Origin of the sequence: Enterobacter cloacae complex sp. P38RS, from assembly GCF_014930775.1 — a bacterium.
Taxonomy (GTDB): domain Bacteria; phylum Pseudomonadota; class Gammaproteobacteria; order Enterobacterales; family Enterobacteriaceae; genus Enterobacter; species Enterobacter bugandensis.
Genome location: NZ_JADBRS010000015.1, coordinates 37,799 through 62,447, shown reverse-complemented (window position 1 = coordinate 62,447; position 24,649 = coordinate 37,799). Strand labels below are relative to the sequence as shown.

Here is a 24,649-nt window from a genome sequence, read left to right as displayed (position 1 = left end):
ATTCTTTGATGCGCCCCAGCGCAGTCGTTGCATTTTACACTGTCTGCGGCTCTGTATTTACAATTGGAAAATCAAGAGTTTTTATGGATATTTTTAAGCGCAATATTTTCCAATTAAATTGCGCTTAAAAAACCGCTGCTGCATGAAATATTAACCGGTTACGATAGTAATAAATTATATATTAACCTCCTCTAAAAATATCTTTAAGCCTCATTAATCGTAAAAGCCTCCCTCATCCCGTTATACTTTGCGAGTATTCTGAAAATTAATATTCAGATTATGAATTCAATTGAAAAAGGATATTTTCATGTATATGGGTAAAAAAGTATTGTTAGCGGTTGCGATGGCTGCCATCGTTTCGGGTTCTGCTTTTGCTGATGACCAAGGTTCCGGCAAAATCAAATTCAAAGGCGTGGTCATTGATGCACCGTGCAGCATTGCACCAGACAGCGTTGATAAAGAAGTGGACCTGGGTGAAGTTACCACTGCCGTGATCAACGCTAACAAAAAGTCTACCGCTGTTCCGGTTGATATCAATCTGGAGAACTGCCAGCTTGACGATCCGGCGGACGAAACGGATACGCCAGTGACCAAAGTTGACGTGACCTTCACCAGCGCAGCAACTGACGCTACTGACACCAGCCTGATGAGCAACACCTATGCTAGCGGTGCTCAGAACGTCGGTGTTCGTCTGCTGGACAACAACGAAGCCAACATCACCCTGGGTTCGGCTCAAACGGTCGATCTGCTGGCGGGTTCCACCACTCAGACTCTGCACTTCAAAGCATTAATGGAAGTTGCTCAGGGTAAAACTGCCACAGCGGGTCAGGTTGAAGCGACTGCCAACTATGTGCTGATGTACAAATAAGGCAATGCATCACGATAAAACCGGCTGGCATTATTTGCCAGCCGGTATGTGATATTATTTTGGTAACAGGATGATGACATATAAATTACAATCTAAAATCATCATTGCGTCCCTGTTAATGACGAAGATTGCCTCTGCCACCGAGTTTAATATCAATGCCATTGATAAAGACCAGCGGGGCAGCGTTGACCTCTCCCTTTTTAAAAATGAAATAGCGGTTACCCCTGGCAGCTATTTTGTTACCGTATCAATTAACGACACACCGCTGGCTAACGGCTGGAAGCTTAGCTGGAAAGAGGTAAATAATACGGTACAGGTGTGTATTCCTCCTGAACTGGCGGATACGTTTGCCCTGAAAGAGGAAGTCCGCGACGCCTTACCCGAAAAAGAGGGATGCGTCGACTTTTCCTCCAGACCGGATATCACCTTTAATTTTGAACAAGCGACCCAGACGCTGAAGGTCACCGTACCCCAGGCATGGTTGCAGTACCGCGCCGCCGACTGGATGCCACCCGCAACGTGGGACAATGGCGTACCGGGCGTGATTCTGGATTACAACCTGTTCGCCAGCCACTATCAGCCCAGCGACGGCAGCAGCACCAACAACGCCAACACCTATGGCACGGCGGGCGCGAATATGGGCGCATGGCGCCTGCGCAGTGATTATCAGTACAGCCAAACGCATACCGATGCAGGTTCGGATCATGACGGACGCTTTTCGCGCGTCTACATGTTCCGCCCTCTTCCTTCGCTTGGTGCTAAGCTGACGCTGGGTGAAACGGACTTCCAGTCCTCAATCTTTGACGCTTTTACCTATACCGGCGCCTCCCTGATCAGCGATGAGCGCATGCTCCCCTGGTCGCTGCGTGGCTATGCGCCACAAATTACTGGTATCGCGCAAACCAACGCGACCGTCACCGTCAGCCTGGCCGATCGCGTAATTTATCAAAGCAAAGTCCCACCTGGCCCCTTTGTTATTCAGGATCTTAACCAGTCCGTTCAGGGAACGCTGGACGTAAAAGTGACGGAGGAAGACGGGCGCGTCAGCACCTTCCAGGTCTCGGCGGAATCGGTGCCTTTTTTAACGCGTAAAGGGCAGGTTCGCTACAAGCTGGCGGCGGGTAAAGCGCGTAAAGACGCCTCTCATGACGTCGAAGACACCGGTTTTATGAGCGGTGAATTCTCATGGGGAATGCTGTCAAATACCTCGCTCTATGGCGGGACGCTTGCCGACGGGGATCATTACCGTTCCGTTGCCGCCGGGATCGGGCAAAATATGGCGCATCTGGGTGCCCTCTCTTTTGACGTCACGCAGGCCACCAGCCAGCTCCCCTTCCAGGATAGCCAGACGGGTTACAGCTATCGTTTTAACTACAGTAAGCGTTTCGATACCACCGGCAGCCAGCTTACGCTTGCCAGCTACCGCTACTCCGATCGGAAATTCCTGAGCTATGCCCGCTTCCTTGATTATGACGACAACGATCGTCAGACAGAAAAGCAGACGCTGAGCGTAACCGCCAGCCAGTACATCAGCTCGTTATCGCTCAACCTCTACGTCAACGTACTGCGTCAGACCTGGTGGAACGAAGCCCCGTCCACGACCGGAAGCATTACCGCAGGCTATAACTTTGATCTGGGGCGCTGGAAAAACCTCGGCGTCACCCTCTCCTGGAGCAAAACGCATTACGAAGATGAAGACGACGATACGCAGTTTTATCTTTCCCTGAGCGTACCGATCGATCCGGATCATCGTCTCAGCTACGATCTGCACAACAGCGATAGCCTGAGCCAAAATGTCTCCTGGTACGACACGTCCGACCGCAATAATACCTGGGGCGTCTCCGCGGGGACGGAGAGTGAACACGCGGACGCGGGCGCACAGATGAGCGGCAACTATCAGCACTATTCACCGTTTGGCGATCTGAATATCTCCGGAAGTTATAAAGCTGATGAATATAACTCCCTGAGCGCCAGCTGGAATGGCTCGTTTACCTCAACGGCCAAAGGCGCGGCGCTGCACCGTCGCAGCTACGGAAACGAACCGCGCGTGATGGTCAGTACCGACGGCGTCGGCAACATTCCGCTGAACATGTCACGGGATGAAACCAACCGCTTTGGTATCGGCGTTTTACCGTCGGTTTCCAGTTACTCTCCCGCCAGCGTACAGGTCAATCTGGATAACCTGCCTGACGGCGTCGATGTGGACAACCGCATTACGACCACCACCTGGACCGAGGGGGCGATTGGCTATCGCCAGATTGCGACGCGCGCAGGCAACGATATTGCCGGCATTCTACGTACGCCAGCCGGCACCCCGCCGCTGGGCGCGATTGTTCACCTGCTGGAAAGTGACCAGCAAATCGGCATGGTCGCCGACGAAGGCCACGTCTGGCTGGGTGCGGTAGAGCCTGAACAACAATTCCGGGTAACGTGGGGTGACAATCAGCAGTGTCGCTTCTCGCTGCCTTCACACCTTGAAAACAGTATGCAGTTGATACTGCCATGTCAGTAAGAAACCATGATGAAACTCACCTCTTTTACCAGCCTGTGCCTGATGTTAATCGGCACCGCATTTACCACTCACGCTGCCGTTAACCTGGACCGCACCCGCATTGTGTTTCCGGAAAGCGATAAGGCCAGCAGCCTCAAGATTGATAATCAGAGCAAAACGTTGCCTTATCTGGCGCTCTCCTGGATAGAAGATGAAAACGGACGCAAGGAGGACAGCCATTTTATGGCGCTTCCGCCGATCCAACGTCTTGAAGCGGGCGCCTCGTCTCAGGTCCGGATTGTGAAGCAGGCCGCGACCGCCCGGTTGCCGAAAGACCGGGAATCACTGTTTTATTTCAACCTGCGCGAGGTGCCGCCGAAAAGTTCCAGCGCGAGCGAGGAACGCAGCGTAATGCAGGTCGCGATGCAGAGCAGGATCAAACTGTTCTGGCGTCCCAAAGCGATCGCCAAAAAGGCAGGCGATCAGGCAGAAATGCGTATGGAAGTCACCGCAAACGCGAAAGGGCTCACCGTGCATAACCCTACGCCTTATTACATCACGCTGGCGTGGCTGAGCAAAAATGCGAAAACCATGCTGCCCGGTTTTGACAGCCTGATGATCGCCCCGTTTGCGACGGCGACAACCTCTACCGGTGACTATCACGGAAACTACTACAGCATTGGCTACATCGATGATTACGGTGCGCTGAAAAAGGTCGACGCGCAATGTTCAGGTACGGCGAAATGTACGCTCAGCGAGCATAAGGTCGATAAAGATGCGCAAGCTCGCTAATCTGCTGTTCCTGCTGCTGATATCCGCTCTGCCCGTAAGAGAAGCGCTGGCGCTGGACTGCTATCTTGGTGCTTCAGGCGGGCCGGTTGAAGAGACAAAAACCATCTCGCCCTTTGCTATCCCCAGCAACGCGCAGGTGGGGCAGAAAATCTGGGAATCAGATGACATTAAAATCCCGGTTACCTGCGATCACAACGTCACCAGCGGCTTTCAGCCGGAAGACGTTTACGCCTGGGTCAACCCTTACCCGGCCGCAACGGACCCTTACTATGAGCTTGGCGTAACCTACGAAGGTGTGGACTACGATGCCACGGGCCAGCCGAATGGCGTGGATACCCGCCAGTGTCTCGATAACAAGAACATCCTCATCTATACCCCGGCTCAGATCCGGCAGATGGGCTGGGAAAACCTGATCTGCTCCGGTAACCCGGATGACGTCCATACGACACGCACGTTTATTGCCCGCTTTCGCCTGTTTGTAAAAATTAAGGCGATTCCGCCTCACGGCTACGTGAGTTCGCTCGGCGATTACATCGTGGTGCAGTTTGACGGTAAAGGCGGGGTCAACCAGATGGCCGACGCGAAAAACCTGAAGTATCACATCAACGGCTTGCAAAACATTACCGTTCTGGACTGCGGGGCAACCTTCAGCATCTACCCTGAAAACCAGGAGATCGATTTTGGCACCTTCAGCGCTCGCGACATTGTGAACCAGAAAACGCGCGTTCGTGAATTTACGGTTAAAACCACCAAGGTGCAGGACGCGCAGTGCTCTGATGGATTCAAAATGGACTCGTCATTCTACACGAACGAAAAGCTCAGCGCTGACGATACGGCGCTGTTGATTGGCAACGGGCTAAAACTGCGTATTCTGAACGGAACGGATCCGTTTACCTTCAACCACTATCAGGAGTATGCCGACTTCACCGGGAGTACGTTGCAGTATGAGCAAAAGTACACGGCAGAGCTGTCGTGGGATGAGGGAAAAGCGATCCAGTCCGGACCGTTTGAAACCGTGGTGCTGTTTAAAATTAACTACCACTAGCGACAAAAAAAGCCGGGTTTCCCCGGCTTTTTCACATCAACGGTCTCAGCTGGCCTTGCGCTCGTGCGCCTGACGGTATTCCACCAGATCTTCAATTGTGACAACCGGCATGTTGTGCAGACGCGCAAAGGTGATGCACTCTGGCGCGCGGGCCATGGTGCCGTCATCGTTGGTCAGTTCACACAGCACGCCCGCAGGCTTAAAGCCCGCCAGTGTCACCAGGTCGATCGTCGCTTCGGTGTGACCACCGCGGGTCAGCACACCGCCCGCCTGCGCGCGCAGCGGGAAGACGTGGCCTGGACGATGCAGATCGGAGGGTTTCGCATCATCAGCAATGGCGGCACGCACGGTGGTCAGGCGGTCAGCCGCCGATACACCGGTAGTCACGCCATGCGCCGCTTCAATGGTCACGGTAAAGCCGGTACCAAAGGCGCTGGTGTTGTTCTCAACCATCATCGGCAGCTCAAGCTGCTTACGACGATCTTCGGTAATACACAGGCATACGATGCCGCTGCCGTGACGGATGGTCAGCGCCATCTGTTCAACGGTCATGTTTTCGGCGGCGAAAATCATGTCGCCTTCGTTTTCACGGTTTTCATCGTCAAGCACCATCACACCGCGGCCTTCGCGCAGTGCATCCAGTGCATGTTCAACACGTTGAGTTGAAGTGCCAAAAGAGGAAAGTAGCGTCTGATTCATGGTAAAAAAACCTCATTAACATTATGGTTACCAGAATCAGGGCAGTCTTAGGAGCGCCGTATAAGCGGCAAAAAGATAACGTGAGCGGGCCCATGCCCGACTGGATCGTTACTCTCTCCCATCCGGACTTTAACCGTCGGCCCCGGAATTACACCGGATCTGCTGACCTTTGAGAATTCACCCAAAGCGCTCGCGGGCTTTCAGCGTTAAGCTGATTTACCGCCGGTGGGGAATTTCGCCCCGCCCTGAGAATAAGCGAGATAACTATAACGCTATTGATTAACCTGGGCAATGCATAAGCTTCAAACAAATCTGCTTTATCCTGGGTCATGACGCGCTACAATGTTCATCAACACCGACTTATCAAGGGAAGCCATTATGATTGACCCGAAAAAAATTGAGCAGATCGCGCGTCAGGTTCATGAGTCCATGCCAAAGGGCATTCGTGAATTTGGTGATGACGTTGAGAAGAAAATCCGCCAGACGCTGCAGGCGCAGTTGGTTCGCCTTGATTTAGTCAGCCGCGAAGAGTTTGACGTGCAGACCCAGGTTCTGCTGCGCACCCGCGAGAAGCTGGCGCTGCTGGAACAGCGTCTGAGCGAGCTGGAAAACCGCAATGCGCCGGAAGAAGTGAAGCCGGCACCGGCCATTCCACCGGTGGACGATCAGGAGTAAGTGCGGCCTGATGCCCTCTCCCACAGGGAGAGGGTGAAAAAAAACGGGCCAACTGGCCCGTTTTTTACTGACTGTCTTTCTGGATCTTCTTGATGATGTTGGTGGTTGAACACCCGTCCTCAAAATTGAGCACCATCACCTCACCGCCGTTGGCCCAGACCTCTTCGCTACCTGCGATTTGCTCTGGCTTGTAATCGCCGCCCTTCACCAGCAGGTCTGGCAGGATCCCGGCAATCAGGCGCTGCGGGGTATCTTCTTCAAACGACACCACCCAGTCCACCGCTTCCAGCGCGCCAAGCACAATCATACGTTGCTCGAGCGGGTTCACCGGGCGCGTTTCGCCCTTCAGACGTTTGGTCGACGCATCGCTGTTCACTGCCACAATGAGGCGATCGCCCAGCTTGCGCGCATTCGCCAGATACGACACGTGGCCCGCGTGCAGGATGTCGAACACGCCGTTGGTCATCACCACTTTTTCACCGCGCTTGCGCGCGGCGGCAACGGCCACCTTCAGCTCGTCTTCGGTCATGACGCCAAAACCGGTATCCGCACGCCCGCGCACCGCGTTTTCCAGCTCGATTGGCGAAACGGTTGAAGTACCCAATTTACCGACGACCACGCCCGCCGCGGCGTTCGCGAAGTAGCACGCCTCTTCCAGGGAGTTACCCGCCGCCAGCGTTGCCGCCAGCACGCCGATCACCGTATCACCGGCACCGGTCACGTCGTACACTTCCTGCGCCTGGGTTGGCATATGCAGCGGCGCCTTGCCCGGCTGCAGCAGCGTCATCCCCTGCTCGGAGCGGGTGACCAGCAGCGCGGACAGCTCGAAGTCAGCAATGATCTTCATGCCGCGCTCAACCAGTTCTTCCTCGGTTTTGCACTTGCCCGCCACCGCTTCGAACTCAGAAAGGTTTGGCGTCAGCAGGGTTGCGCCGCGATAGCGCTCAAAATCGGTGCCTTTCGGGTCGATCAGCACCGGTACGCTGGCTTTACGCGCCAGCTGAATCATCGTTTGCACGCTCGCCAGCGCGCCTTTGGCGTAGTCAGACAGCACCAGCGCACCGATGTTGCCCAGCGCCTGGTTAATGCGCTCGTGCAGCGGCTCGGGATCAACGCCTTCGAACCCTTCTTCAAAATCGAGGCGGATCAGCTGCTGGTTACGCGACAGCACGCGCAGCTTGGTGATGGTTGGGTGTGTCGGAACAGAAACGAAGTCGCACTTCACGTTCACGTCCGCCAGCGACTTGCTCAGCGCACGCGCCGCATCGTCGATACCGGTCAGGCCCACCAGACGCGAGTGCGCGCCCAGCGAGGCTATATTCATCGCCACGTTTGCCGCGCCACCTGGACGCTCTTCAATGGTGTCGACCTTAACCACCGGTACCGGCGCTTCAGGAGAGATGCGGCTGGTCGGCCCATACCAGTAGCGATCCAGCATCACATCCCCGACAACCATTACTCCAGCACGTTCAAACTCTGGCAGTGTTACTTTCATTCCTGACTCCAGAAAGATTCACAATTTGCGCGCGATAATATCACACTTGTTTTGTTACGCACGGCTCCACCAGCCATTTCTGCCAGCTTGCCGTCACCTGGGCGCGCTCTGCGGTAAAACAGTCCAGCGCCACGTGGCCCGGCTGTTCCTGCAACGCCAGGTGATGAAGTTCATCGCGCAGCGTGGTGTAGGCGCGGGTTAAGGCCTGCGCCTCCTGCTCGTCCATAATGTCGTTTTGCGCCAGCAGTTCCAGAATGCGCACGTTATCGGACCAGCGGGTTAACTTCGGCTTGTCGTGGGCATGCAGTAGCACCAGGTACTGAGTGATGAACTCAATATCGGTAATCCCGCCCTCATCGGCTTTAATATCAAAGCGATCGCGATGTTTGTTACCCAAATGCGCGCGCATTTTCTCACGCATTTCGCGCACTTCAGTTTGCAGGGTGCTGCCCTCGCGCGGGGTCGTCATGACTGACTTGCGGACCGCATCGAACTGCGTTTTGAGCTGCGGATCGCCGTACACCACGCGGGCGCGCACTAACGCCTGATGTTCCCACGTCCAGGCTTCGTTCTTCTGATAGTCAGCAAAAGCGTCCGTCGAGGTGACCAGCATGCCTGCCGCGCCGGACGGGCGCAGACGCGCGTCCACCTCGTACAGAATGCCCGACGAAGTGCGGGTGCTGAACAGGTGCATTATGCGCTGGGCCAGGCGCAGGTAGAACTGCCGCCCGTCAATCTCACGTTCGCCGTCGGTCATCACGTCAACCGGGCAGTCGTGCAGGAAAATCAGATCCAGATCGGAGCTGTAGCCCAGCTCCCAGCCGCCCAGCTTGCCGTAACCGACCACGGCAAACCCTCGCCCCTCGCGGTCAGCAAGATGCTTCGGCTGGCCATAGCGGGCCACCATCTGCACCCACGCCTGGTGGACTACCGCGTCGATGATCGCCTCCGCCAGCCAGGTTAAGTGATCGCTCACTTTCATTACCGGCAGCGTACCCGCGATATCCGCCGCCGCTACGCGCAGCATCTGCGCCTGCTTAAACTGACGCAGCGCCTCCAGCTGCTGCTCTTCGTCCTCTTCCGGCACGCGCAGCAGATACTGGCGCAGCTCGTCGCGGTAAGCGTCCGTCGCCGTCGGCTGATAGAGCGTGTTCGGGTCAAGCAGTTCGTCCAGCAGCAGTGGGTATCGCGCCAGCTTGTTGGCCACCATCGGCGACGCGGCGCAGAGGGAAATCAGGTGTTTCAGCGCCCCCGGAAACTCGCTCAGCAGTTCAAGATAGGTGGTACGCGTGATAATCCCGCTCAGCAGCGGCATCATGCGCGACAGCGGCACCGGCGCATCCTCGCGGGAGCAGACGTCGCTCAGCAGATGCGGCATCAGATGATCCAGCACCTGCCGACCGCGCGGGCCAATGGCGCGCTTGTTCAGCTCAAGGCGGAAATCGGCAATCAAGGCCACCACGCGATGGCGGGCATCGTCGCTTAAGTGCGCCAGCACCGGCGTGGTGTCATCTTCCTGGAGCGCGTCCTGCCACAGTTCGCGCCAGTGCTCGGAGAGCGCATCGTCCGGCGATTCACTTTCGTCGTCACCAATAAGATCGTTAAAGATGCGGCGCACGCCTGCCATATGGGCATCCAGCCGTTCGGTCAACGTTGACCAGTCATCCGCCCGCATGCCCCAGGCCAGGCGCGCCCGGTTAAGGTCATCGCCCGGCAGGGTCTGGGTCTGTTCGTCGTTAATGCTTTGCAGCAGGTTTTCCAGACGGCGCAGGAACAGATAGGCCTCGCGCAGGGTTTGCGCGTCGCCGTACGGAAGCAAATGCAGTTGCTCAATGGCGCTCAGCGTCGGCAGTAGCGAGCGGGACTGCAGCGACGGCTCGCGCCCGCCGCGGATCAGCTGGAAGACCTGAACGATAAATTCGATTTCGCGGATGCCGCCCGCGCCAAGCTTGATGTTGTCCTTCAGACCGCGACGGCGCACCTCGCGGGCGATCATCCCTTTCATATTGCGCAGGGACTGGATCACGCTAAAGTCGATGTAACGGCGGAACACGAACGGGCGCAGCATGGCACGCAGCTCATTGGCGTAGGCGTCGTCGCTGTCGCCCATGATCCGCGCTTTGACCATCGCGTAACGCTCCCAGTCGCGCCCCTGCTCCTGGTAATAATCTTCCAGCGCGGCGAAGCTCAGCACCAGCGGGCCACTGTCGCCAAACGGGCGCAGGCGCATGTCCACGCGGTAAACAAAGCCGTCCTGCGTAGGCTGGTCCAGCGCCTTAATCAGACGCTGCCCGAGTCGGGTAAAGAACTGGGCGTTATCCAGCTCGCGACGACCGCCTCGCGTGGCGCCATTCTCCGGCCAGGCAAAGATCAGGTCGATATCCGAGGAGAAGTTCAGCTCGCAGCCGCCCAGCTTGCCCATCCCCAGAATCAACAGCGGCTGCGGAACCCCTTCTTCGCTGCACGGCGTGCCCCACTCTTTACAGCAGGCGGCGTAGAGCCAGTCCCGCGCGGCGACAATCAGCGTCTGCGCCAGCTCGCTCAACTGCTGCAAGGTGCTCTCTTCACTCACCAGCTCCAGCGCCTGCGCCCAGGCAATGCGCACCATCACCCGGCGGCGGAACTGACGCAGAACGCGCATCAGCGTGGCTTCATCCGCCACCTCTGCCAGCGCGGTTTGCAGCCAGCCAGCATAGTGCCGCCACTCGTCAGCCTGCGGCGGCGCGCTTTCCAGCTCTGCCAGCCAGTCAGGATTGGCGCTGACGCTCTCCTGCACAAAATCACTGAACGTGAGCACGCTTTTCGCCTGCTCGCTTAACGATGACGCGGGTAACGACTCGGGCAGACGTTCGCAAACGGTTTGCCAGTGCTGCTGTAACTGCGAAGAAAGCGGCATATCAGGGGTTCCTTGCCAGAATTAACGTTTTCCGCTGTGCAGCCAGTATGGATCCTGCGAAATGGCTTCGTTGCGGAAATGCTCGATCTCAATCTGCTGACGGGTCTCAATGGCATGCTTAAGCCCCTGCCAGTTCTCCAGCCAGGCCTGCGCCTTCACGCCCTCGTACGCTCCCGACAGAAGCAATATGCTGTCGATATTACGCGCCAGGCGGGGAAGCTGGTCGGCATACTGGTCGCCCAGCGGATGCGCGAAGGTGGTTCTCAGCTCGGCGGCGTGGCGGGAAAGATGGATATCCGCGAAGCGTTTAAAGTTGTCCGCGATTTTGGTCTGCGCTTTTGCATCGAGGAAGACGCGCCAGCCGCGCGTCACCAGAAACTCGGTCAGCGCCAGTTTTGCCGCGGCATTTTGCGGGCTATAAAGCGCGGTTTGCGCCGACACGTCGGAAAGCAGCAGCGTTTCGGTCTGGGTCAGCAGATCGCGTAAGTGAGCGCTAGCTTTACGCGGTACGATACCGCCAAACAGCGTCAGGGTATGACGCACCAGTCCGATAGCGGCCAGCACCTGTTTTTTGGCATTTTTGACGTTACGCGCCCACAGTTCTTCATGGTACTGCCATTGGGAGAGCGCCAGCTCCAGCGCCGCTTCCATGCCCTGCTCAATGCTGGCTTTCGGGACGACGCGCAAAATCGGAGTCTCTCTCAGCACGCGTGGCGCATTTCCGGCAGCCAGGTGGTAGCCCCGCGCCGCTTTGCTCAAGCTGCCCTGACGTAAACCCGGCTGGCTTACCAGCTTGCGCGCCAGCTTCAGCACGTCGCTCGCATCCCCTTCCAGAAGTTCCAGCTCCAGCTCGCAGATCGGTTCCTGGAACTCACCCGCCTTCACCTCGCCTAAATCCAACGCGATTTCAATGCGGCTTTTGCCTTCCGTCACCAGCCATTTCTCGCGAGCGAAATCGGTGCTGAACAGCGGCTGCACCTGCCCAGCCAGCGTGGTGGGCAGTTCGCCTTCCGGCCAGACTTCCGCCGGGAAACGTTCCAGCTCAAGTTCTGGCTTACTGATGTCGATATTGTATTCCGGGCGCTGATGCAAACCGCCGACCACGCGGCCGGCGATTTTCATCGTCATCTCGTAGCGTCCGTTCGCGCCGCGGATGCGCAGCCCCATATCGTGGTTGCGCAGCCAGTTGTCCGGCGTTTCGTAGTAGATGTTGAGCAACGGTACGGGTTCATGGTGCTCGCCGGAGAGCGTATTCAGATGCTGACGGAGCGCGTCAACGCTGTCTTTTTCGACGATAAATTTTAATTCGATTTCCTGAGCCATAGCCTTGTACTTTTGCGGGCGTCACAGACGCGTCAATGAGGGCGAACTTCCTCGCCATTTATTTGTCAGTACATAGTATTTTGCGCCAAATTGCCATGCAATGAGCAATTTGTCGGGCGTAAATGTGTAGAGTCGTGACACAGATGATTCTGATTGCTGATGAATGCTTTGCGTAGAGACACTGTTGCCACTACTATCGTTCCACTTTTTATGAAAATAACGACTAATGATGCTTAAATTACGCCTGATTGGACTTACTTTACTCGCTTTTAGCGCCGCAACCGCAGTGCACGCTGAAGAGAAGCGTTACGTTTCTGACGAACTTAACACCTGGGTGCGCAGTGGCCCCGGAGATAATTATCGCCTCGTGGGCACGGTGAATGCCGGCGAGGAAGTCACCCTGTTGCAGACCAACGCGGAGACCAATTACGGTCAGGTTCGCGACAGTTCCGGCCGTACCTCCTGGATCCCAATGAAAGAGCTGAGCACCGTGCCAAGCCTGCGCACCCGCGTGCCGGATCTGGAAAATCAGGTGAAGACCCTCACCGACAAGCTGAACAACATCGACGGGACCTGGAACCAGCGCACCGCTGAAATGCAGCAGAAAGTGGCGCAGAGCGACGGCGTGATCAACGGTCTGAAAGAAGAGAATCAAAAGCTCAAAAACGAGCTGATCGTCGCGCAGAAAAAAGTGAACGCCGCGAACCTGCAGCTTGATGACAAACAGCGCACCATTATCATGCAGTGGTTTATGTATGGTGGCGGCGTGCTGGGCGTTGGTCTGGTGCTGGGTCTGGTTCTGCCACATCTGATCCCAAGCCGTAAGCGTAAAGATCGCTGGATGAACTAATTCGTCTTCTCTGCCAGACTTACGTATCATTCTGGAAAAGAGAAAACGGGAGAGTTGGGCGTGAAGAGTTATCTGGTCGGTGGTGCGGTACGTGATGCGTTATTAGGTCTGCCGGTCAAAGATAAAGACTGGGTGGTGGTGGGCGCCACCCCGGAAGAGATGCTCGACGCGGGCTACCAGCAGGTAGGCCGCGATTTTCCCGTGTTCCTGCATCCGAAAAGCCGGGAAGAGTACGCCCTGGCGCGTACCGAACGGAAATCCGGTTCCGGTTATACCGGCTTCACCTGCTACGCCGCGCCGGATGTGACGCTGGAGCAGGATCTGCTGCGCCGCGATCTCACCATTAACGCCCTGGCCCAGGACGAAAACGGCCATATCATCGACGCCTACGGCGGGCAGGACGACCTGCGCGATCGTCTTTTGCGTCACGTCTCCCCGGCATTTTCTGAAGATCCGCTCCGCGTGCTGCGCGTGGCGCGTTTTGCCGCGCGTTACGCGCATCTGAGCTTCCGTATTGCGGATGAGACGATGGCGTTGATGACGGCCATGACCGAGGCGGGCGAGCTGGAACACCTGACGCCGGAGCGCGTCTGGAAAGAGACGGAAAATGCCCTCACCACCCGCAACCCGCAGGTCTTTTTCCAGGTTCTGCGCGACTGCGGCGCGCTGAAGGTGCTGTTCCCGGAAATCGACGCGCTGTTTGGCGTGCCCGCACCGGCGAAATGGCATCCCGAAATTGATACCGGCGTGCACACGCTGATGACGCTGAGCATGGCCGCCATGCTCAGCCCTGAGGTGGACGTACGTTTTTCCACCCTGTGCCACGATCTCGGCAAAGGCTTAACGCCGAAAGAGTTCTGGCCGCGCCATCACGGGCACGGTCCGGCGGGGGTAAAGCTGGTTGACGGGCTCTGCCAGCGTCTGCGCGTGCCGAATGACATCCGCGATCTGGCAAAGCTGGTCGCCGAGTTCCACGACCTGATCCATACCTTCCCGATCCTGAAGCCCGCCACCATCGTGAAGCTGTTCGATAATATCGACGCCTGGCGCAAGCCGCAGCGCGTGGAGCAGATCGCACTCACCAGCGAAGCGGACGTGCGCGGCCGCACCGGGTTTGAAGCGTCCGATTATCCCCAGGGGCGTTTGCTGCGCGAAGCGTGGGAAGTCGCAAAAGCGGTGCCAACGAAAGACGTGGTTGAGGCAGGATTTAAAGGCCCGGAGATTCGCGAGGAGCTAACCAAACGGCGGATTGACGCGGTTACCGCGTGGAAGGAAAAGCGTTGCCCTCAGCCGAAAGAGTGAGGGCAATCGGTTATCAGAAGAAGACCACGTACACCGCAGCCGCGACGATAAAGCGGTAGATCGCGAACGGAATAAACGAGATACGCTTAATCAGCTGCAGGAAGGTTTTGATGGCAATCAGCGCCACGATAAAGGCGGTGATAAAGCCCACGGCAAACATCGGAATATCGCCTGTGGTCAGGAAGCCAATGCTTTTGTAAAGGTCCAGCGCGGTGGCGCCCATCATCATCGGCACCGCCAGCAGGAACGAGAACTCGGACGCCGCATAGCGGCTCACGCCCATCAGCATCCCGCCTGAAATGGTCGCACCTGAACGGGAGAAGCCCGGCCACAGCGCCAGACACTGGAAGCAGCCAATGATAAACGCCTGACGATAGGTCATATCGTCCAGGCCTTCCGCACGCGGGACTTTTGGCTTCAGCACTTCCGCGGCAATCAGCAGGAAACCGCCCACCACCAGCGCGTACATGACGTTAATCGGGTTAAACAGCGATTTAATGGTGTCGTGGAATACCAGCCCCAATACCACCGCCGGGATCATCCCGAGCAGGATGTGAATCAGCGTCAGGCGGCCTTTGCCCTCTCCTTCACGCTGCGGCAGACGGCCAAAATGGATGCCGATCAGGCCAAACAGGCGACGCCAGAACATCACCACCACCGCCAGAATCGAGCCCAGCTGAATTACCACCTCAAACGTCTTTGCGGTATCGCCTTCGAAGCCAAGCAGATGGCCAACGATAATCATATGGCCCGTACTGGAAACCGGCAAAAACTCCGTCAATCCTTCGACCACACCCAGAATTGCCGCCACCAGCAGCGAGTGCATATCGCTCATCTATAAACCCCTAAAAAAGATATAAAAAAACGGTCGCCCCTAACGGCTACCGTGAAAGATACAGCCTTAAGACCGATATAACCTAAAATGGTTTAGCAATTATGACGTTAAATCTTTCCTTTCAGATTTGTGCCACGCTCGATAATCACGCCTACGTTGGCGGCGCGCGCCACCGCGCCCGGCTTGCTCAGCTTAATGCGTACCCACGGTGAGTTGAATTTGGTCAGCAGCAGATCCGCCACCTCTTCCGCCACCCGTTCCACCAACGCAAAACGCTGTCCTTCCACGTGGCCGATCACCGCTTCGCTGATGTCGGCATAGCTCAGACAGTCATTCACGTCATCGCTTTTTGCCGATTTGCGGTTATCCCATCCCATTTCGATATCGAACACCAGTTTCTGCTCGATGGTCTGTTCCCAGTCGTAAACACCAATTGTGGTGATTACCGAAAGTTGCTCTATAAATACAATATCCATCACGACCTGCCTGCTTTTTGGCTAAACCGGATACCACTTCCGGCGAATTATGCGTATTATCCACAGATGCTGAGAATACAGATACATTTTCAAAACGGAACAGCGTTATGAGTGCAATCGCGCCTGGAATGATCCTCCTCGCCTATCTTTGCGGCTCAATCTCCAGCGCCATTCTGGTCTGCCGCATTGCCGGGTTACCTGACCCGCGTGAAAGTGGTTCCGGGAATCCGGGAGCGACCAACGTGCTTCGAATTGGCGGCAAGGGAGCAGCCGTAGCGGTTTTGATTTTTGATGTTCTGAAGGGGATGCTACCCGTCTGGGGCGCGTATGCGCTGGGCGTCACGCCATTCTGGCTGGGGCTCATCGCCATCGCCGCCTGCGTCGGCCATATCTGGCCCGTATTCTTCGGCTTTAAAGGGGGCAAAGGGGTGGCGACCGCCTTTGGTGCCATCGCGCCCATCGGATGGGACTTAACCGGCGTCATGGCCGGGACCTGGCTGCTGACCATTCTGCTGAGCGGCTATTCGTCGCTGGGTGCCATCGTCAGCGCGCTGATTGCCCCGTTTTACGTCTGGTGGTTTAAACCCCAATTCACCTTCCCGGTATCGATGCTCTCCTGCCTGATCCTGCTGCGTCATCACGACAATATCCAGCGCTTGTGGCGACGCCAGGAAACGAAGATCTGGACGAAGCTCAAGCGAAAGAAAAAAGATCCCGAGTAGGCGGTTAGTTATGCCTTATAACCAAATGTGATTTTTGTCACCTTCTGCCTGTGGTAACTGTTAGAGACACAACACAACCACACAAAAAGAATATGGCAGAAATCACAGACACCACTCCCCTTTCAACGGCAGGAATTCCCCCTGATGGCGACATTCAGTGGGTGCGCAGTGCATCGGACGTTTCACGTCTCGTTAATGACGGCTCACAGGGCCGGGCTAACGCCCGGATCGTGGTCGGTATCGCTCTGGGCGGGATTTTCCTCGATGCCTACGATCTAGGCGCGCTGGCGTTCGGCATTAAAGACATTACCCGCGAATTTAACCTGACGCCCGCCGGTACCGGCATGGTGGCCTCGGCGATTACCTTTGGTGCGATTGTCGGGGCGCTGCTCGGCGGTTACCTCACGGATAAAATCGGGCGCTACCGCGTCTTTATGGCCGACATGGTATTCTTTGTCGTCGCCGCTATCGCCTGCGCGCTGGCCCCGAATGAATATGTGCTGGCGGGCGCGCGCTTTGTGATGGGCCTTGGCGTGGGGATCGACCTTCCCGTGGCGATGGCGTTCCTGAGCGAGTTTGCCAGGCTGAAAGGGCCGGGCAATAAGGCCTCCAGCGTCGCGATGTGGTGCCCTACCTGGTATGCGGCGATCAGCATCTCTTACCTTCTGGTTCTCTTTTTCTACGCCGTGCTGCCGGAAAGCCACAGCGACTGGCTCTGGCGTTTGATTCTCGGCTTTGGCGCGGTACCCGCGCTGGTGATTATCGCCATCCGCAGCCGCTATATGAGCGAATCGCCGGTCTGGGCGGCGAATCAGGGCAACCTGAAAGAGGCGGCGTCCATTTTGCGGCAGTCGTACAATATTAACGCCCACGTCCCGCAGGATGCGCTCACCCAGCCTGCGCCTGTCGTGAATAAAGCCAAATGGTCGAACTATCTGAACCTGTTCCACGGCATCTATCTGCGGCGTACCACGCTCGCCACGCTGCTGTCCGTCGTCTCCTCGTTCGCCTATAACGCCGTGGCCTTTGGCCTGCCGGTGATTATTTCAAGCTTCTTCGTGCAGTCTATGCTGACCACTATTGTGATCTCGCTGGCGCTGAACCTGCTGTTTGCGTTTATCGGCGGATTACTGGCGGTGCGCTACGTGCCGCGCTTCGGCGCGTGGCGGATGTCGCTGGCGGGTTACGCCTGTCAGCTTGTGGCGCTGCTGGGGCTGGCGCTGATTGGTCGACCGGACGGTGCTTCTGAAGGTGTGCTTGCCGTGGCGATGCTGGCGCTTTTTCTGTTCGGTCAGGGATTTGGCCCGGGCGCGCATACCATGACGTTCGCCTCGCTGAGCTACCCGACCTCGCTGCGCGGCGTGGGCGTGGGTCTCAACCAGACGCTGATGCGCAGCAGCTCCACGCTGTCGCTGTTCCTGTTCCCGCTGCTGGTCGCGTCTCTCGACACCGCCGTGTTCTGGGTGATTGCGCTGGCGCCGTTTATCGGTCTGGCGTCATTGCTGGCGATCCGCTGGGAGCCGTCCGGGTATGATGTGGATGCGGAGGACTACCGGTAACGACACATCGCTTCGGTGGGTTCCCTCCACCGAAGTGCGCTTACAAATCTTCCAGCAGCGTTCGGGAGAGTTTTTTTAGCATTTCCAGCTCATCATCATTCATCCGCATGCTGCAGCGAATCTGGTCCGGCAGCGCCATCACCTGCTTTTTCAGTTCTTTCGCTTTATCGGTCAATACGACATTTTTCATCCTTTCATCCCCCACAACCGCGATACGGTTGAGAAAACCTTTTGCCTCAAGCTTCTGAACCAGCGGGGTCAATGTGCCTGAATCAAAATAGGTTTTATCGCTGAGATCGCGAAGCGGGATGTTGTCTTTCTCATAAAGCGCCATCAAAACAACAAATTGCGGATAGGTCAGATCCATCTCCTGCAGCAGGGGGCGATACTGGCGCACGAACGCATTGGTGACCGAGTACAGCGAGAAGCACAATAAATCATCTAGTGTTTTGTTTTCTTTCATTTTTCTATCAACCCTGAATCTGTTGTCTAAAAAAAATTATAAATAATGTTTGACTAAAAGTATCTTGCGCGCAAGTATTACATCAACAACTAAGTAGCGCACTATTTAGTTATCCAATCAAATACGTTAAAAGGGGTACCACCATGAAAACATTAACCGCCATCCTGATTTCTTCCGTCTTCGCGTCAGCCGCGGCATCCGCTCAAACCACCAATACTCCAGCCCCGACCGCAGGCGTACAGGCATTTCTTGATGTCCTGAATGCTGGCAAAGGGAAACCGATGGAACAGATGACCCCGCAGGAGGCCCGCCAGGTACTGATCGGCGCGCAGCAAGGAGCAAAATTGCCGCCCGCTCAGGTGACTGAAAAAACGATCCAGGTCAATGGCCAGACGATCGCCCTAAAAATTGTGAAGCCTGAACATGCTGCCGGTACGCTCCCGGTATTTATGTTCTTCCACGGTGGCGGTTGGGTGCTGGGTGATTTTCCAACCCACGAACGTTTAATCCGCGATCTGGTTCGTGCATCAGGCGCCGCAGCGGTTTACGTTGATTACACACCGTCACCTGAAGCCCATTTCCCGGTGGCAATCAATCAGGCCTATGAAGCGACAAAATGGGTAGCCGAGCACGGCCAGGAAATTGGCGTGGACGGCAGCCGTCTGGGCCTGGTTGGTAACAGCGTGGGCGGCAACATGGTGGCTTCAGTGGCGTTGCAGGCCAAACAGTTTAATGGGCCAAAAATTCGCTACAACGTGATGCTCTGGCCAGTGACGGACGCCAGCTTTGATACGGCTTCCTATCACCAGTTCGAAAATGGCTACTTCCTGTCAAAAAACATGATGAAATGGTTCTGGGACAACTACACCACCAGCGCTGCCGATCGTAACAATATCCTTGCCTCTCCGCTTCGCGCCAGCACTGCACAGTTGAAAGGCTTCCCGGAGACGCTGATTCAGACAGCTGAGCTGGACGTTCTGCGGGATGAAGGTGAAGCATTCGGGCGTAAACTGGATGCGGCTGGCGTCCCGGTGACCGTCACGCGCTATAACGGCATGATCCACGATTACGGCCTGCTTAACCCGCTGAGCCAGGAGCCAACGGTTAAAGTCGCCCTTGAGCAGGCAGGTGCAGCATTGCATGACCACCTGAAATAGGATCGTCATGCTTCATACAGAGCACGGCCCCGGGCCGTGCTTTTTAATTTCCTCTATCCATAAGCGACTCATATGACAGCCTTCATTTCCGCCAGGGCATACTGAAACGACCCCGATGATGCGCAGATGGAAGCAGCATGTTAGCAGCTCAGGTCACTGATAATACGTATAAAGGCTGGCAGGCGTCGCTTGCCCTGCAGTTTTGTCACGCCCCTGAGAAAACCCTCCTGCGTTCCGCGCGCCACGTCGGGCCGCTCACCGTACAACGTCCGTTTTACCCCGAAGGAAAAACCTGCCACCTCTATCTGCTGCACCCGCCCGGCGGCGTCGTGGGCGGCGATACGCTGGATATTTCCGTTCGGCTCGATGCCAAAAGCCACGCGCTTATCACCATGCCCGGCGCCAGCAAGTTCTACCGCAGCAGCGGCCCGCAGGCGCGTCTGAGCCAGCACTTTTATCTTGATGAAAACGCCACGCTGGAGTGGCTGCCGCAGGACACCATTATCTTTCCCGGCGCGAACGCCGCGCTGCGTTCCATCTTCCACCTTAAGGCCTCCAGCACGCTGCTGGCGTGGGAGCTGTACTGCCTGGGCCGCCCGGTAATCGGTGAGACCTTCAGCCACGGCACGCTGGAGAGCCGCCTTGAGGTGTGGGTGGATGACGAACCGCGCCTGATAGAGCGCCAGCACCTCGGCGACGGCGATCTCACGCCCGTTGCCGGACACCCGTGGATCGGCACCCTGCTGTTCTATCCGGCCCGGGAAGAGCATCTCGACACGGTGCGCGCGCTGCTCGCGCCTCTGGGCCATTTTGCGGGGGCAACGCTCACCGACGATCTGCTGTCGGTGCGTTTTCTCTCCCACGACAACCTGATTTGCCAGCGGGCGATGCGCGACATCTGGCAGTCGCTTCGCCCGCTTCTCACCACCAAAACCGCCTGTTCGCCGCGCATCTGGCAGACATAAGAGAAACGTTATGGAACTGACCCCCAGAGAAAAAGACAAGCTGTTGCTGTTTACCGCCGCGCTGGTTGCCGAACGCCGCCTTGCGCGCGGGGTAAAGCTCAACTACCCGGAATCGGTCGCGTTGATCAGCGCCTTCATCATGGAAGGCGCGCGCGACGGCGAAACCGTCGCCGCGCTGATGGAGGCGGGCCGCCACGTCCTTACGCGCGATCAGGTGATGGAGGGCGTGCCGGAGATGATCCCGGATATTCAGGTGGAAGCCACCTTCCCGGACGGCTCCAAGCTCGTCACCGTCCACAACCCGATCGTGTAAGGAGCACGTGATGATCCCAGGTGAATACCAGATCCAGCCCGGCACTATTGCGATCAACGTCGGGCGTGAAGCCCAAAGTGTTGTTGTTGAAAACCACGGCGACAGGCCGATCCAGGTCGGATCGCACTACCACTTTTACGAGGTCAACCCGGCGCTGAAGTTTGATCGCGAAGCCACCAGGGGCTACCGGCTGAACATTCCGGCGGGTACCGCCGTGCGCTTCGAGCCAGGCCAGAAGCGAGAGGTGACGCTGGTGCAGGTGACGGGCGCGCAGCGCATTTTTGGCTTTCGCGGCGAGGTCATGGGCGAGGTGAAACATGGCTGAAATTTCACGTCAGGCGTATGCCGACATGTTCGGCCCCACTACCGGGGATAAAGTGCGGCTGGCGGACAGCGAGCTGTGGATCGAAGTGGAAAACGATCTCACGATATACGGCGAAGAGGTCAAGTTCGGCGGCGGGAAGGTGATCCGCGACGGCATGGGTCAGGGGCAGATGACCGCTGACAGCTGCGTGGATCTGGTTCTCACCAACGCGCTGATCGTCGACCACTGGGGGATCGTGAAGGCCGATATCGGCGTGAAGCACGGGCGGATCTTCGCCGTCGGCAAAGCCGGGAACCCGGACATTCAGCCCGGCGTGACGATCCCGATCGGCGCCGCGACGGAAGTGATTGCCGCCGAGGGGAAGATCGTCACCGCTGGCGGGATCGACACCCACATCCACTGGATCTGCCCTCAGCAGGCGGAAGAGGCGCTGGTCTCCGGCATCACCACCATGATTGGCGGCGGCACCGGTCCGGCGGCGGGCACCAACGCCACCACCTGCACGCCGGGGCCGTGGTATATCGCCCGCATGCTGCAGGCCGCCGATACGCTGCCGGTGAATATTGGCCTGCTCGGCAAAGGTAACGGCTCCAACCCGGATGCCCTGCGCGAGCAGATCGCCGCCGGCGCCATCGGGCTGAAGATCCACGAAGACTGGGGCGCGACGCCCGCTGCGATTAACTGCTCGCTGGAGGTGGCCGAAGAGATGGATATTCAGGTGGCGCTGCACAGCGACACGCTGAACGAGTCCGGGTTTGTCGAAGACACGCTGGCGGCCATCGGCGGGCGCACGATCCACACCTTCCACACCGAAGGCGCGGGCGGCGGCCACGCGCCGGATATCATCACCGCCTGCGCGCACCCGAATATTCTGCCCTCTTCCACCAACCCGACCTTGCCCTACACGGTGAACACCATCGACGAGCACCTCGACATGCTGATGGTTTGCCATCACCTTGACCCGGATATCGCCGAGGACGTGGCGTTTGCCGAATCCCGCATTCGCCGGGAGACCATCGCTGCGGAAGACGTGCTGCACGATATCGGCGCGTTCTCGCTCACCTCGTCAGATTCGCAGGCCATGGGCCGCGTCGGGGAAGTGATTATCCGCACCTGGCAGGTGGCGCACCGCATGAAGGTCCAGCGCGGCGCGCTGCCGGAAGAGACGGGCGATAACGACAACTTCCGCGTGAAGCGCTATGTCGCCAAATACACCATTAACCCGGCGCTGACCCACGGCATCGCCCATGAAGTGGGCTCGATTGAGGCGGGCAAGCTGGCGGATCTGGTGGTCTGGTCCCCCGCCTTCTTTGGCGTAAAACCGGCCACCATCGTCAAAGGCGGGATGATCGCCTGCGCGCCGATGGGCGACATCAACGCCTCGATCCCCACGCCGCAGCCGGTGCATTACCGCCCGATGTTTGGCGCGCTGGGCGCCGCACGTCACGCCACGCGGCTGACGTTTGTTTCTCAGGCGGCCCACGCGAACGGCATCCCGCAGCAGCTCAGCCTGCAGAGTGCCACGGCGGTGGTAAAAGGCTGCCGGACGGTGAAAAAGGCCGACATGATCCACAACGATTTACAGCCGAATATCACCGTTGACGCGCAAACCTACGAGGTGCGCGTCAACGGCGAGCTGATAACCAGCGAACCGGCCGACGTTCTGCCGATGGCGCAACGCTATTTCCTGTTTTGAGGAGTGAAGATGATCTATTTGACCCAACGTCTGGACCACGCGCACCCGATCACCGCCAGCGTCACGCTGCCGATTGACGTGCGGGTGAAAAGCCGCGCCCGCGTGGCGCTTAACGACGGGCGTGAAGCCGGACTGATGCTGCCGCGCGGCCTGCTGCTGCGCGGGGGCGACCTGTTGACCACCGACGACGGCAGCGAAGTGATCGAAGTGATCGCCGCCCCGGAGTCGGTTTCCGTGGTGCGCTGCGCCGATCCGTTCCTGCTCGCCCGCGCCTGCTACCACCTGGGCAACCGCCACGTACCGCTGCAGGTCATTCCCGGCGAGCTGCGTTATCACCACGATCACGTTCTCGACGACATGCTGCGCCAGTTCGGGCTGGAGGTAACCTTCGCCAGCCTGCCGTTTGAACCGGAAGCGGGCGCTTACGCCAGCGATACCCACAGCCATAGCCATTCTCACGCCCATTCACATTAAGGATCAATCATGCGTAAGTATTTACCGCTGTTACTGCTGGCTTTTTCCGTTCCCGCGCTCGCGCATCCCGGCCACGGCGCCGACAGCTTTCAGGCCGGTTTTCTCCACCCGCTGACCGGGCTGGATCACCTGCTGATGCTGACCGGGGCTGGCGTGCTATCTGCCCTGAGCGGCCGCAAGCTCCTGCTGCCGTTTGCCACCCTCGGCATGATGCTTGTCGGCGCCGTTGCGGGCAGCCTGCTCGGCGGCTTTAGCGGCATGGAGATGCTGATTATCGCCTCGCTGGCGGTCTGCGGCGTGATGATGTTTAAAACCGAAAACCGCCTGCTGCTGGCGGTGCCTGCCCTGGCGATGTTCCACGGCTGGGCGCACGGCGTGGAGATGTCTGGCCACAGCTTCTGGCTGTTCACCAGCGGTTTTATGCTGGCCAGCGCGACGGTGCTGGGCGCCAGTTTCGCCGCAGGCTTGCTGCTGCGCCGCCACGACGGTCTGCGTAAAACCTTCGGCGGCGGGCTGATCGTCTCCGCCCTGCTGGCGCTGATGAGCTGATGGAGCATGCCCGCCAGCGGCTGCGCCTGATGCAGCTCTCCAGCAGCAGCCTGCCGGTCGGGTCGTTTACCTGGTCGCAGGGGCTGGAGTGGGCCGTAGAGGCGGGCTGGGTTACGAGCACCGACGCCTTCAGGCGCTGGCAGATCCAGCAGATGAAGCAGAGCTTTTTCTGCGTCGACCTGCCGCTGTTCATCCGCCTGTACCGTGCCTGCGAACAGCAGGACGTCGCGGCAGCAAAACGCTGGACGGCATATTTGCTCGCCTGCCGGGAAACGCGCGAGCTGCGCGAAGAGGAGCGCAACCGTGGTGCGGCCTTTACGCGCCTGATTAAAAGCTGGGAGCCGAACTGCCCGGCAGAGTGGCTGCCGCTGTTTGCGCAGAGCCAGCTCTGCGGCATGGCGTGGCTCGGCGTGCGCTGGGGCATTGGCGCGCGCGAGCTGGCGCTGAGCCTCGGCTACAGCTGGATAGAGAGCGCGGTGATGGCGGGCGTCAAGCTCGTCCCCTTCGGACAGCAGGCGGCGCAGCAGCTGATTATCGAGCTGAGCGACCATTTTGCCGCCGGATTTGAACAGGCATTTTTACGTGGCGACGACGCACTGGGGGCAGCTACGCCACTGTCGGCCATCGCCTCCGCGCGCCACGAAACACAATATTCACGACTATTCCGTTCCTGAGGAGT

Annotated in this window: 24 protein-coding genes and 1 riboswitch; of the genes, 17 read left to right on the top strand and 7 right to left on the bottom strand. The window is 57.8% G+C overall.

The window, feature by feature from the left end:
• The first annotated feature begins 307 nt into the window (after positions 1-307).
• From IM303_RS16880 to IM303_RS16865, 4 genes are all read left to right on the top strand, one after another.
• Positions 308-868 (top strand): fimbrial protein, encoded by a 561-nt coding sequence (locus tag IM303_RS16880; RefSeq protein WP_045261131.1) that lies wholly within the window; start codon positions 308-310, stop codon positions 866-868.
• Between the two features lie 73 nt (positions 869-941).
• A complete protein-coding gene (locus tag IM303_RS16875; RefSeq protein ID WP_193360129.1) occupies positions 942-3,380 on the top strand; it encodes a fimbria/pilus outer membrane usher protein in 2,439 nt (812 codons plus the stop codon).
• A 9-nt stretch (positions 3,381-3,389) separates the two neighbouring features.
• Positions 3,390-4,151, top strand: coding sequence for a molecular chaperone (locus IM303_RS16870; protein WP_048959459.1), 762 nt, complete (start codon positions 3,390-3,392; stop codon positions 4,149-4,151).
• Positions 4,135-5,196 (top strand): fimbrial protein, encoded by a 1,062-nt coding sequence (locus IM303_RS16865; RefSeq protein ID WP_028014452.1) that lies wholly within the window; start codon positions 4,135-4,137, stop codon positions 5,194-5,196. The genes IM303_RS16870 and IM303_RS16865 overlap by 17 nt, the downstream gene beginning before the upstream one ends.
• A 45-nt stretch (positions 5,197-5,241) precedes the next feature.
• Here the strand turns inward: IM303_RS16865 and ribB are convergent, their stop codons facing one another.
• Positions 5,242-5,895, bottom strand: coding sequence for a 3,4-dihydroxy-2-butanone-4-phosphate synthase (ribB, locus tag IM303_RS16860; RefSeq protein WP_028017147.1), 654 nt, complete (start codon positions 5,893-5,895; stop codon positions 5,242-5,244).
• A gap of 106 nt (positions 5,896-6,001) precedes the next feature.
• A riboswitch (FMN riboswitch) is annotated at positions 6,002-6,152 on the bottom strand.
• A 121-nt stretch (positions 6,153-6,273) separates the two neighbouring features.
• On the opposite strand from ribB, the gene ubiK reads away from it, so the two are divergent.
• Entirely contained in the window at positions 6,274-6,570 is a 297-nt protein-coding gene (gene ubiK, locus IM303_RS16855) for a ubiquinone biosynthesis accessory factor UbiK (RefSeq protein WP_028014454.1), read from the top strand.
• 64 nt (positions 6,571-6,634) lie between these two features.
• Here ubiK and hldE read toward each other — a convergent pair whose 3' ends face one another.
• The 3 genes from hldE to IM303_RS16840 are packed head-to-tail and all read right to left on the bottom strand — an operon-like array spanning position 6,635 to position 12,284.
• Positions 6,635-8,065, bottom strand: a complete 1,431-nt coding sequence (hldE, locus tag IM303_RS16850; RefSeq protein WP_003862540.1) for a bifunctional D-glycero-beta-D-manno-heptose-7-phosphate kinase/D-glycero-beta-D-manno-heptose 1-phosphate adenylyltransferase HldE — start codon at positions 8,063-8,065, stop codon at positions 6,635-6,637.
• A gap of 40 nt (positions 8,066-8,105) precedes the next feature.
• Positions 8,106-10,961 (bottom strand): bifunctional [glutamate--ammonia ligase]-adenylyl-L-tyrosine phosphorylase/[glutamate--ammonia-ligase] adenylyltransferase, encoded by a 2,856-nt coding sequence (glnE, locus tag IM303_RS16845; protein WP_192971902.1) that lies wholly within the window; start codon positions 10,959-10,961, stop codon positions 8,106-8,108.
• Positions 10,962-10,982: 21 nt separating this feature from the next.
• Complete coding sequence (locus IM303_RS16840) at positions 10,983-12,284, bottom strand: inorganic triphosphatase (RefSeq protein ID WP_193360105.1); 1,302 nt, start codon at positions 12,282-12,284, stop codon at positions 10,983-10,985.
• A gap of 229 nt (positions 12,285-12,513) precedes the next feature.
• Here IM303_RS16840 and IM303_RS16835 point away from each other — a divergent pair, with 229 nt between their 5' ends.
• Positions 12,514-13,134: a TIGR04211 family SH3 domain-containing protein gene (locus IM303_RS16835; protein ID WP_028014457.1), complete on the top strand. Its 621-nt coding sequence runs from the start codon at positions 12,514-12,516 to the stop codon at positions 13,132-13,134.
• Between the two features lie 60 nt (positions 13,135-13,194).
• The gene (locus IM303_RS16830; RefSeq protein WP_028014458.1) at positions 13,195-14,436 is read left to right on the top strand and encodes a multifunctional CCA addition/repair protein; all 1,242 of its coding nucleotides are present in this window, start codon (positions 13,195-13,197) and stop codon (positions 14,434-14,436) included.
• Positions 14,437-14,449: 13 nt separating this feature from the next.
• Here IM303_RS16830 and bacA read toward each other — a convergent pair whose 3' ends face one another.
• Together bacA and folB are read right to left on the bottom strand one after the other, a co-directional pair.
• Positions 14,450-15,271 (bottom strand): undecaprenyl-diphosphate phosphatase, encoded by an 822-nt coding sequence (bacA, locus tag IM303_RS16825; protein WP_028014459.1) that lies wholly within the window; start codon positions 15,269-15,271, stop codon positions 14,450-14,452.
• Between the two features lie 107 nt (positions 15,272-15,378).
• The gene (folB, locus tag IM303_RS16820) at positions 15,379-15,747 is read right to left on the bottom strand and encodes a bifunctional dihydroneopterin aldolase/7,8-dihydroneopterin epimerase (protein ID WP_028014460.1); all 369 of its coding nucleotides are present in this window, start codon (positions 15,745-15,747) and stop codon (positions 15,379-15,381) included.
• 107 nt (positions 15,748-15,854) lie between these two features.
• Here folB and plsY point away from each other — a divergent pair, with 107 nt between their 5' ends.
• Together plsY and IM303_RS16810 are read left to right on the top strand one after the other, a co-directional pair.
• Positions 15,855-16,469: a glycerol-3-phosphate 1-O-acyltransferase PlsY gene (plsY, locus tag IM303_RS16815; protein ID WP_014833311.1), complete on the top strand. Its 615-nt coding sequence runs from the start codon at positions 15,855-15,857 to the stop codon at positions 16,467-16,469.
• Between the two features lie 92 nt (positions 16,470-16,561).
• Positions 16,562-18,028 (top strand): MFS transporter, encoded by a 1,467-nt coding sequence (locus IM303_RS16810; protein WP_193052561.1) that lies wholly within the window; start codon positions 16,562-16,564, stop codon positions 18,026-18,028.
• A gap of 40 nt (positions 18,029-18,068) precedes the next feature.
• Here IM303_RS16810 and IM303_RS16805 read toward each other — a convergent pair whose 3' ends face one another.
• On the bottom strand, positions 18,069-18,491 hold the full coding sequence (locus IM303_RS16805; RefSeq protein ID WP_047367377.1) for a MarR family winged helix-turn-helix transcriptional regulator: 423 nt from the start codon (positions 18,489-18,491) through the stop codon (positions 18,069-18,071).
• A 143-nt stretch (positions 18,492-18,634) separates the two neighbouring features.
• Here IM303_RS16805 and IM303_RS16800 point away from each other — a divergent pair, with 143 nt between their 5' ends.
• The 8 genes from IM303_RS16800 to IM303_RS16765 all read left to right on the top strand — a co-directional run bounded on the left by IM303_RS16800 (position 18,635) and on the right by IM303_RS16765 (position 24,644).
• Complete coding sequence (locus tag IM303_RS16800) at positions 18,635-19,648, top strand: alpha/beta hydrolase (RefSeq protein WP_028014463.1); 1,014 nt, start codon at positions 18,635-18,637, stop codon at positions 19,646-19,648.
• 137 nt (positions 19,649-19,785) lie between these two features.
• Positions 19,786-20,613: an urease accessory protein UreD gene (locus IM303_RS16795; RefSeq protein WP_193360104.1), complete on the top strand. Its 828-nt coding sequence runs from the start codon at positions 19,786-19,788 to the stop codon at positions 20,611-20,613.
• Positions 20,614-20,623: 10 nt separating this feature from the next.
• A complete protein-coding gene (locus IM303_RS16790; RefSeq protein WP_041908071.1) occupies positions 20,624-20,926 on the top strand; it encodes an urease subunit gamma in 303 nt (100 codons plus the stop codon).
• Between the two features lie 10 nt (positions 20,927-20,936).
• The gene (locus tag IM303_RS16785) at positions 20,937-21,251 is read left to right on the top strand and encodes an urease subunit beta (RefSeq protein ID WP_028014465.1); all 315 of its coding nucleotides are present in this window, start codon (positions 20,937-20,939) and stop codon (positions 21,249-21,251) included.
• Positions 21,244-22,947 (top strand): urease subunit alpha, encoded by a 1,704-nt coding sequence (gene ureC, locus IM303_RS16780; RefSeq protein WP_193360103.1) that lies wholly within the window; start codon positions 21,244-21,246, stop codon positions 22,945-22,947. Before IM303_RS16785 ends, ureC begins: the two co-directional genes overlap by 8 nt.
• Positions 22,948-22,956: 9 nt before the next feature.
• On the top strand, positions 22,957-23,421 hold the full coding sequence (ureE, locus tag IM303_RS16775; protein ID WP_049000589.1) for an urease accessory protein UreE: 465 nt from the start codon (positions 22,957-22,959) through the stop codon (positions 23,419-23,421).
• 9 nt (positions 23,422-23,430) lie between these two features.
• Positions 23,431-23,970 (top strand): HupE/UreJ family protein, encoded by a 540-nt coding sequence (locus IM303_RS16770; protein WP_049000588.1) that lies wholly within the window; start codon positions 23,431-23,433, stop codon positions 23,968-23,970.
• Complete coding sequence (locus tag IM303_RS16765) at positions 23,970-24,644, top strand: urease accessory protein UreF (RefSeq protein WP_193050849.1); 675 nt, start codon at positions 23,970-23,972, stop codon at positions 24,642-24,644. Before IM303_RS16770 ends, IM303_RS16765 begins: the two co-directional genes overlap by 1 nt.
• Positions 24,645-24,649: the final 5 nt, after the last annotated feature.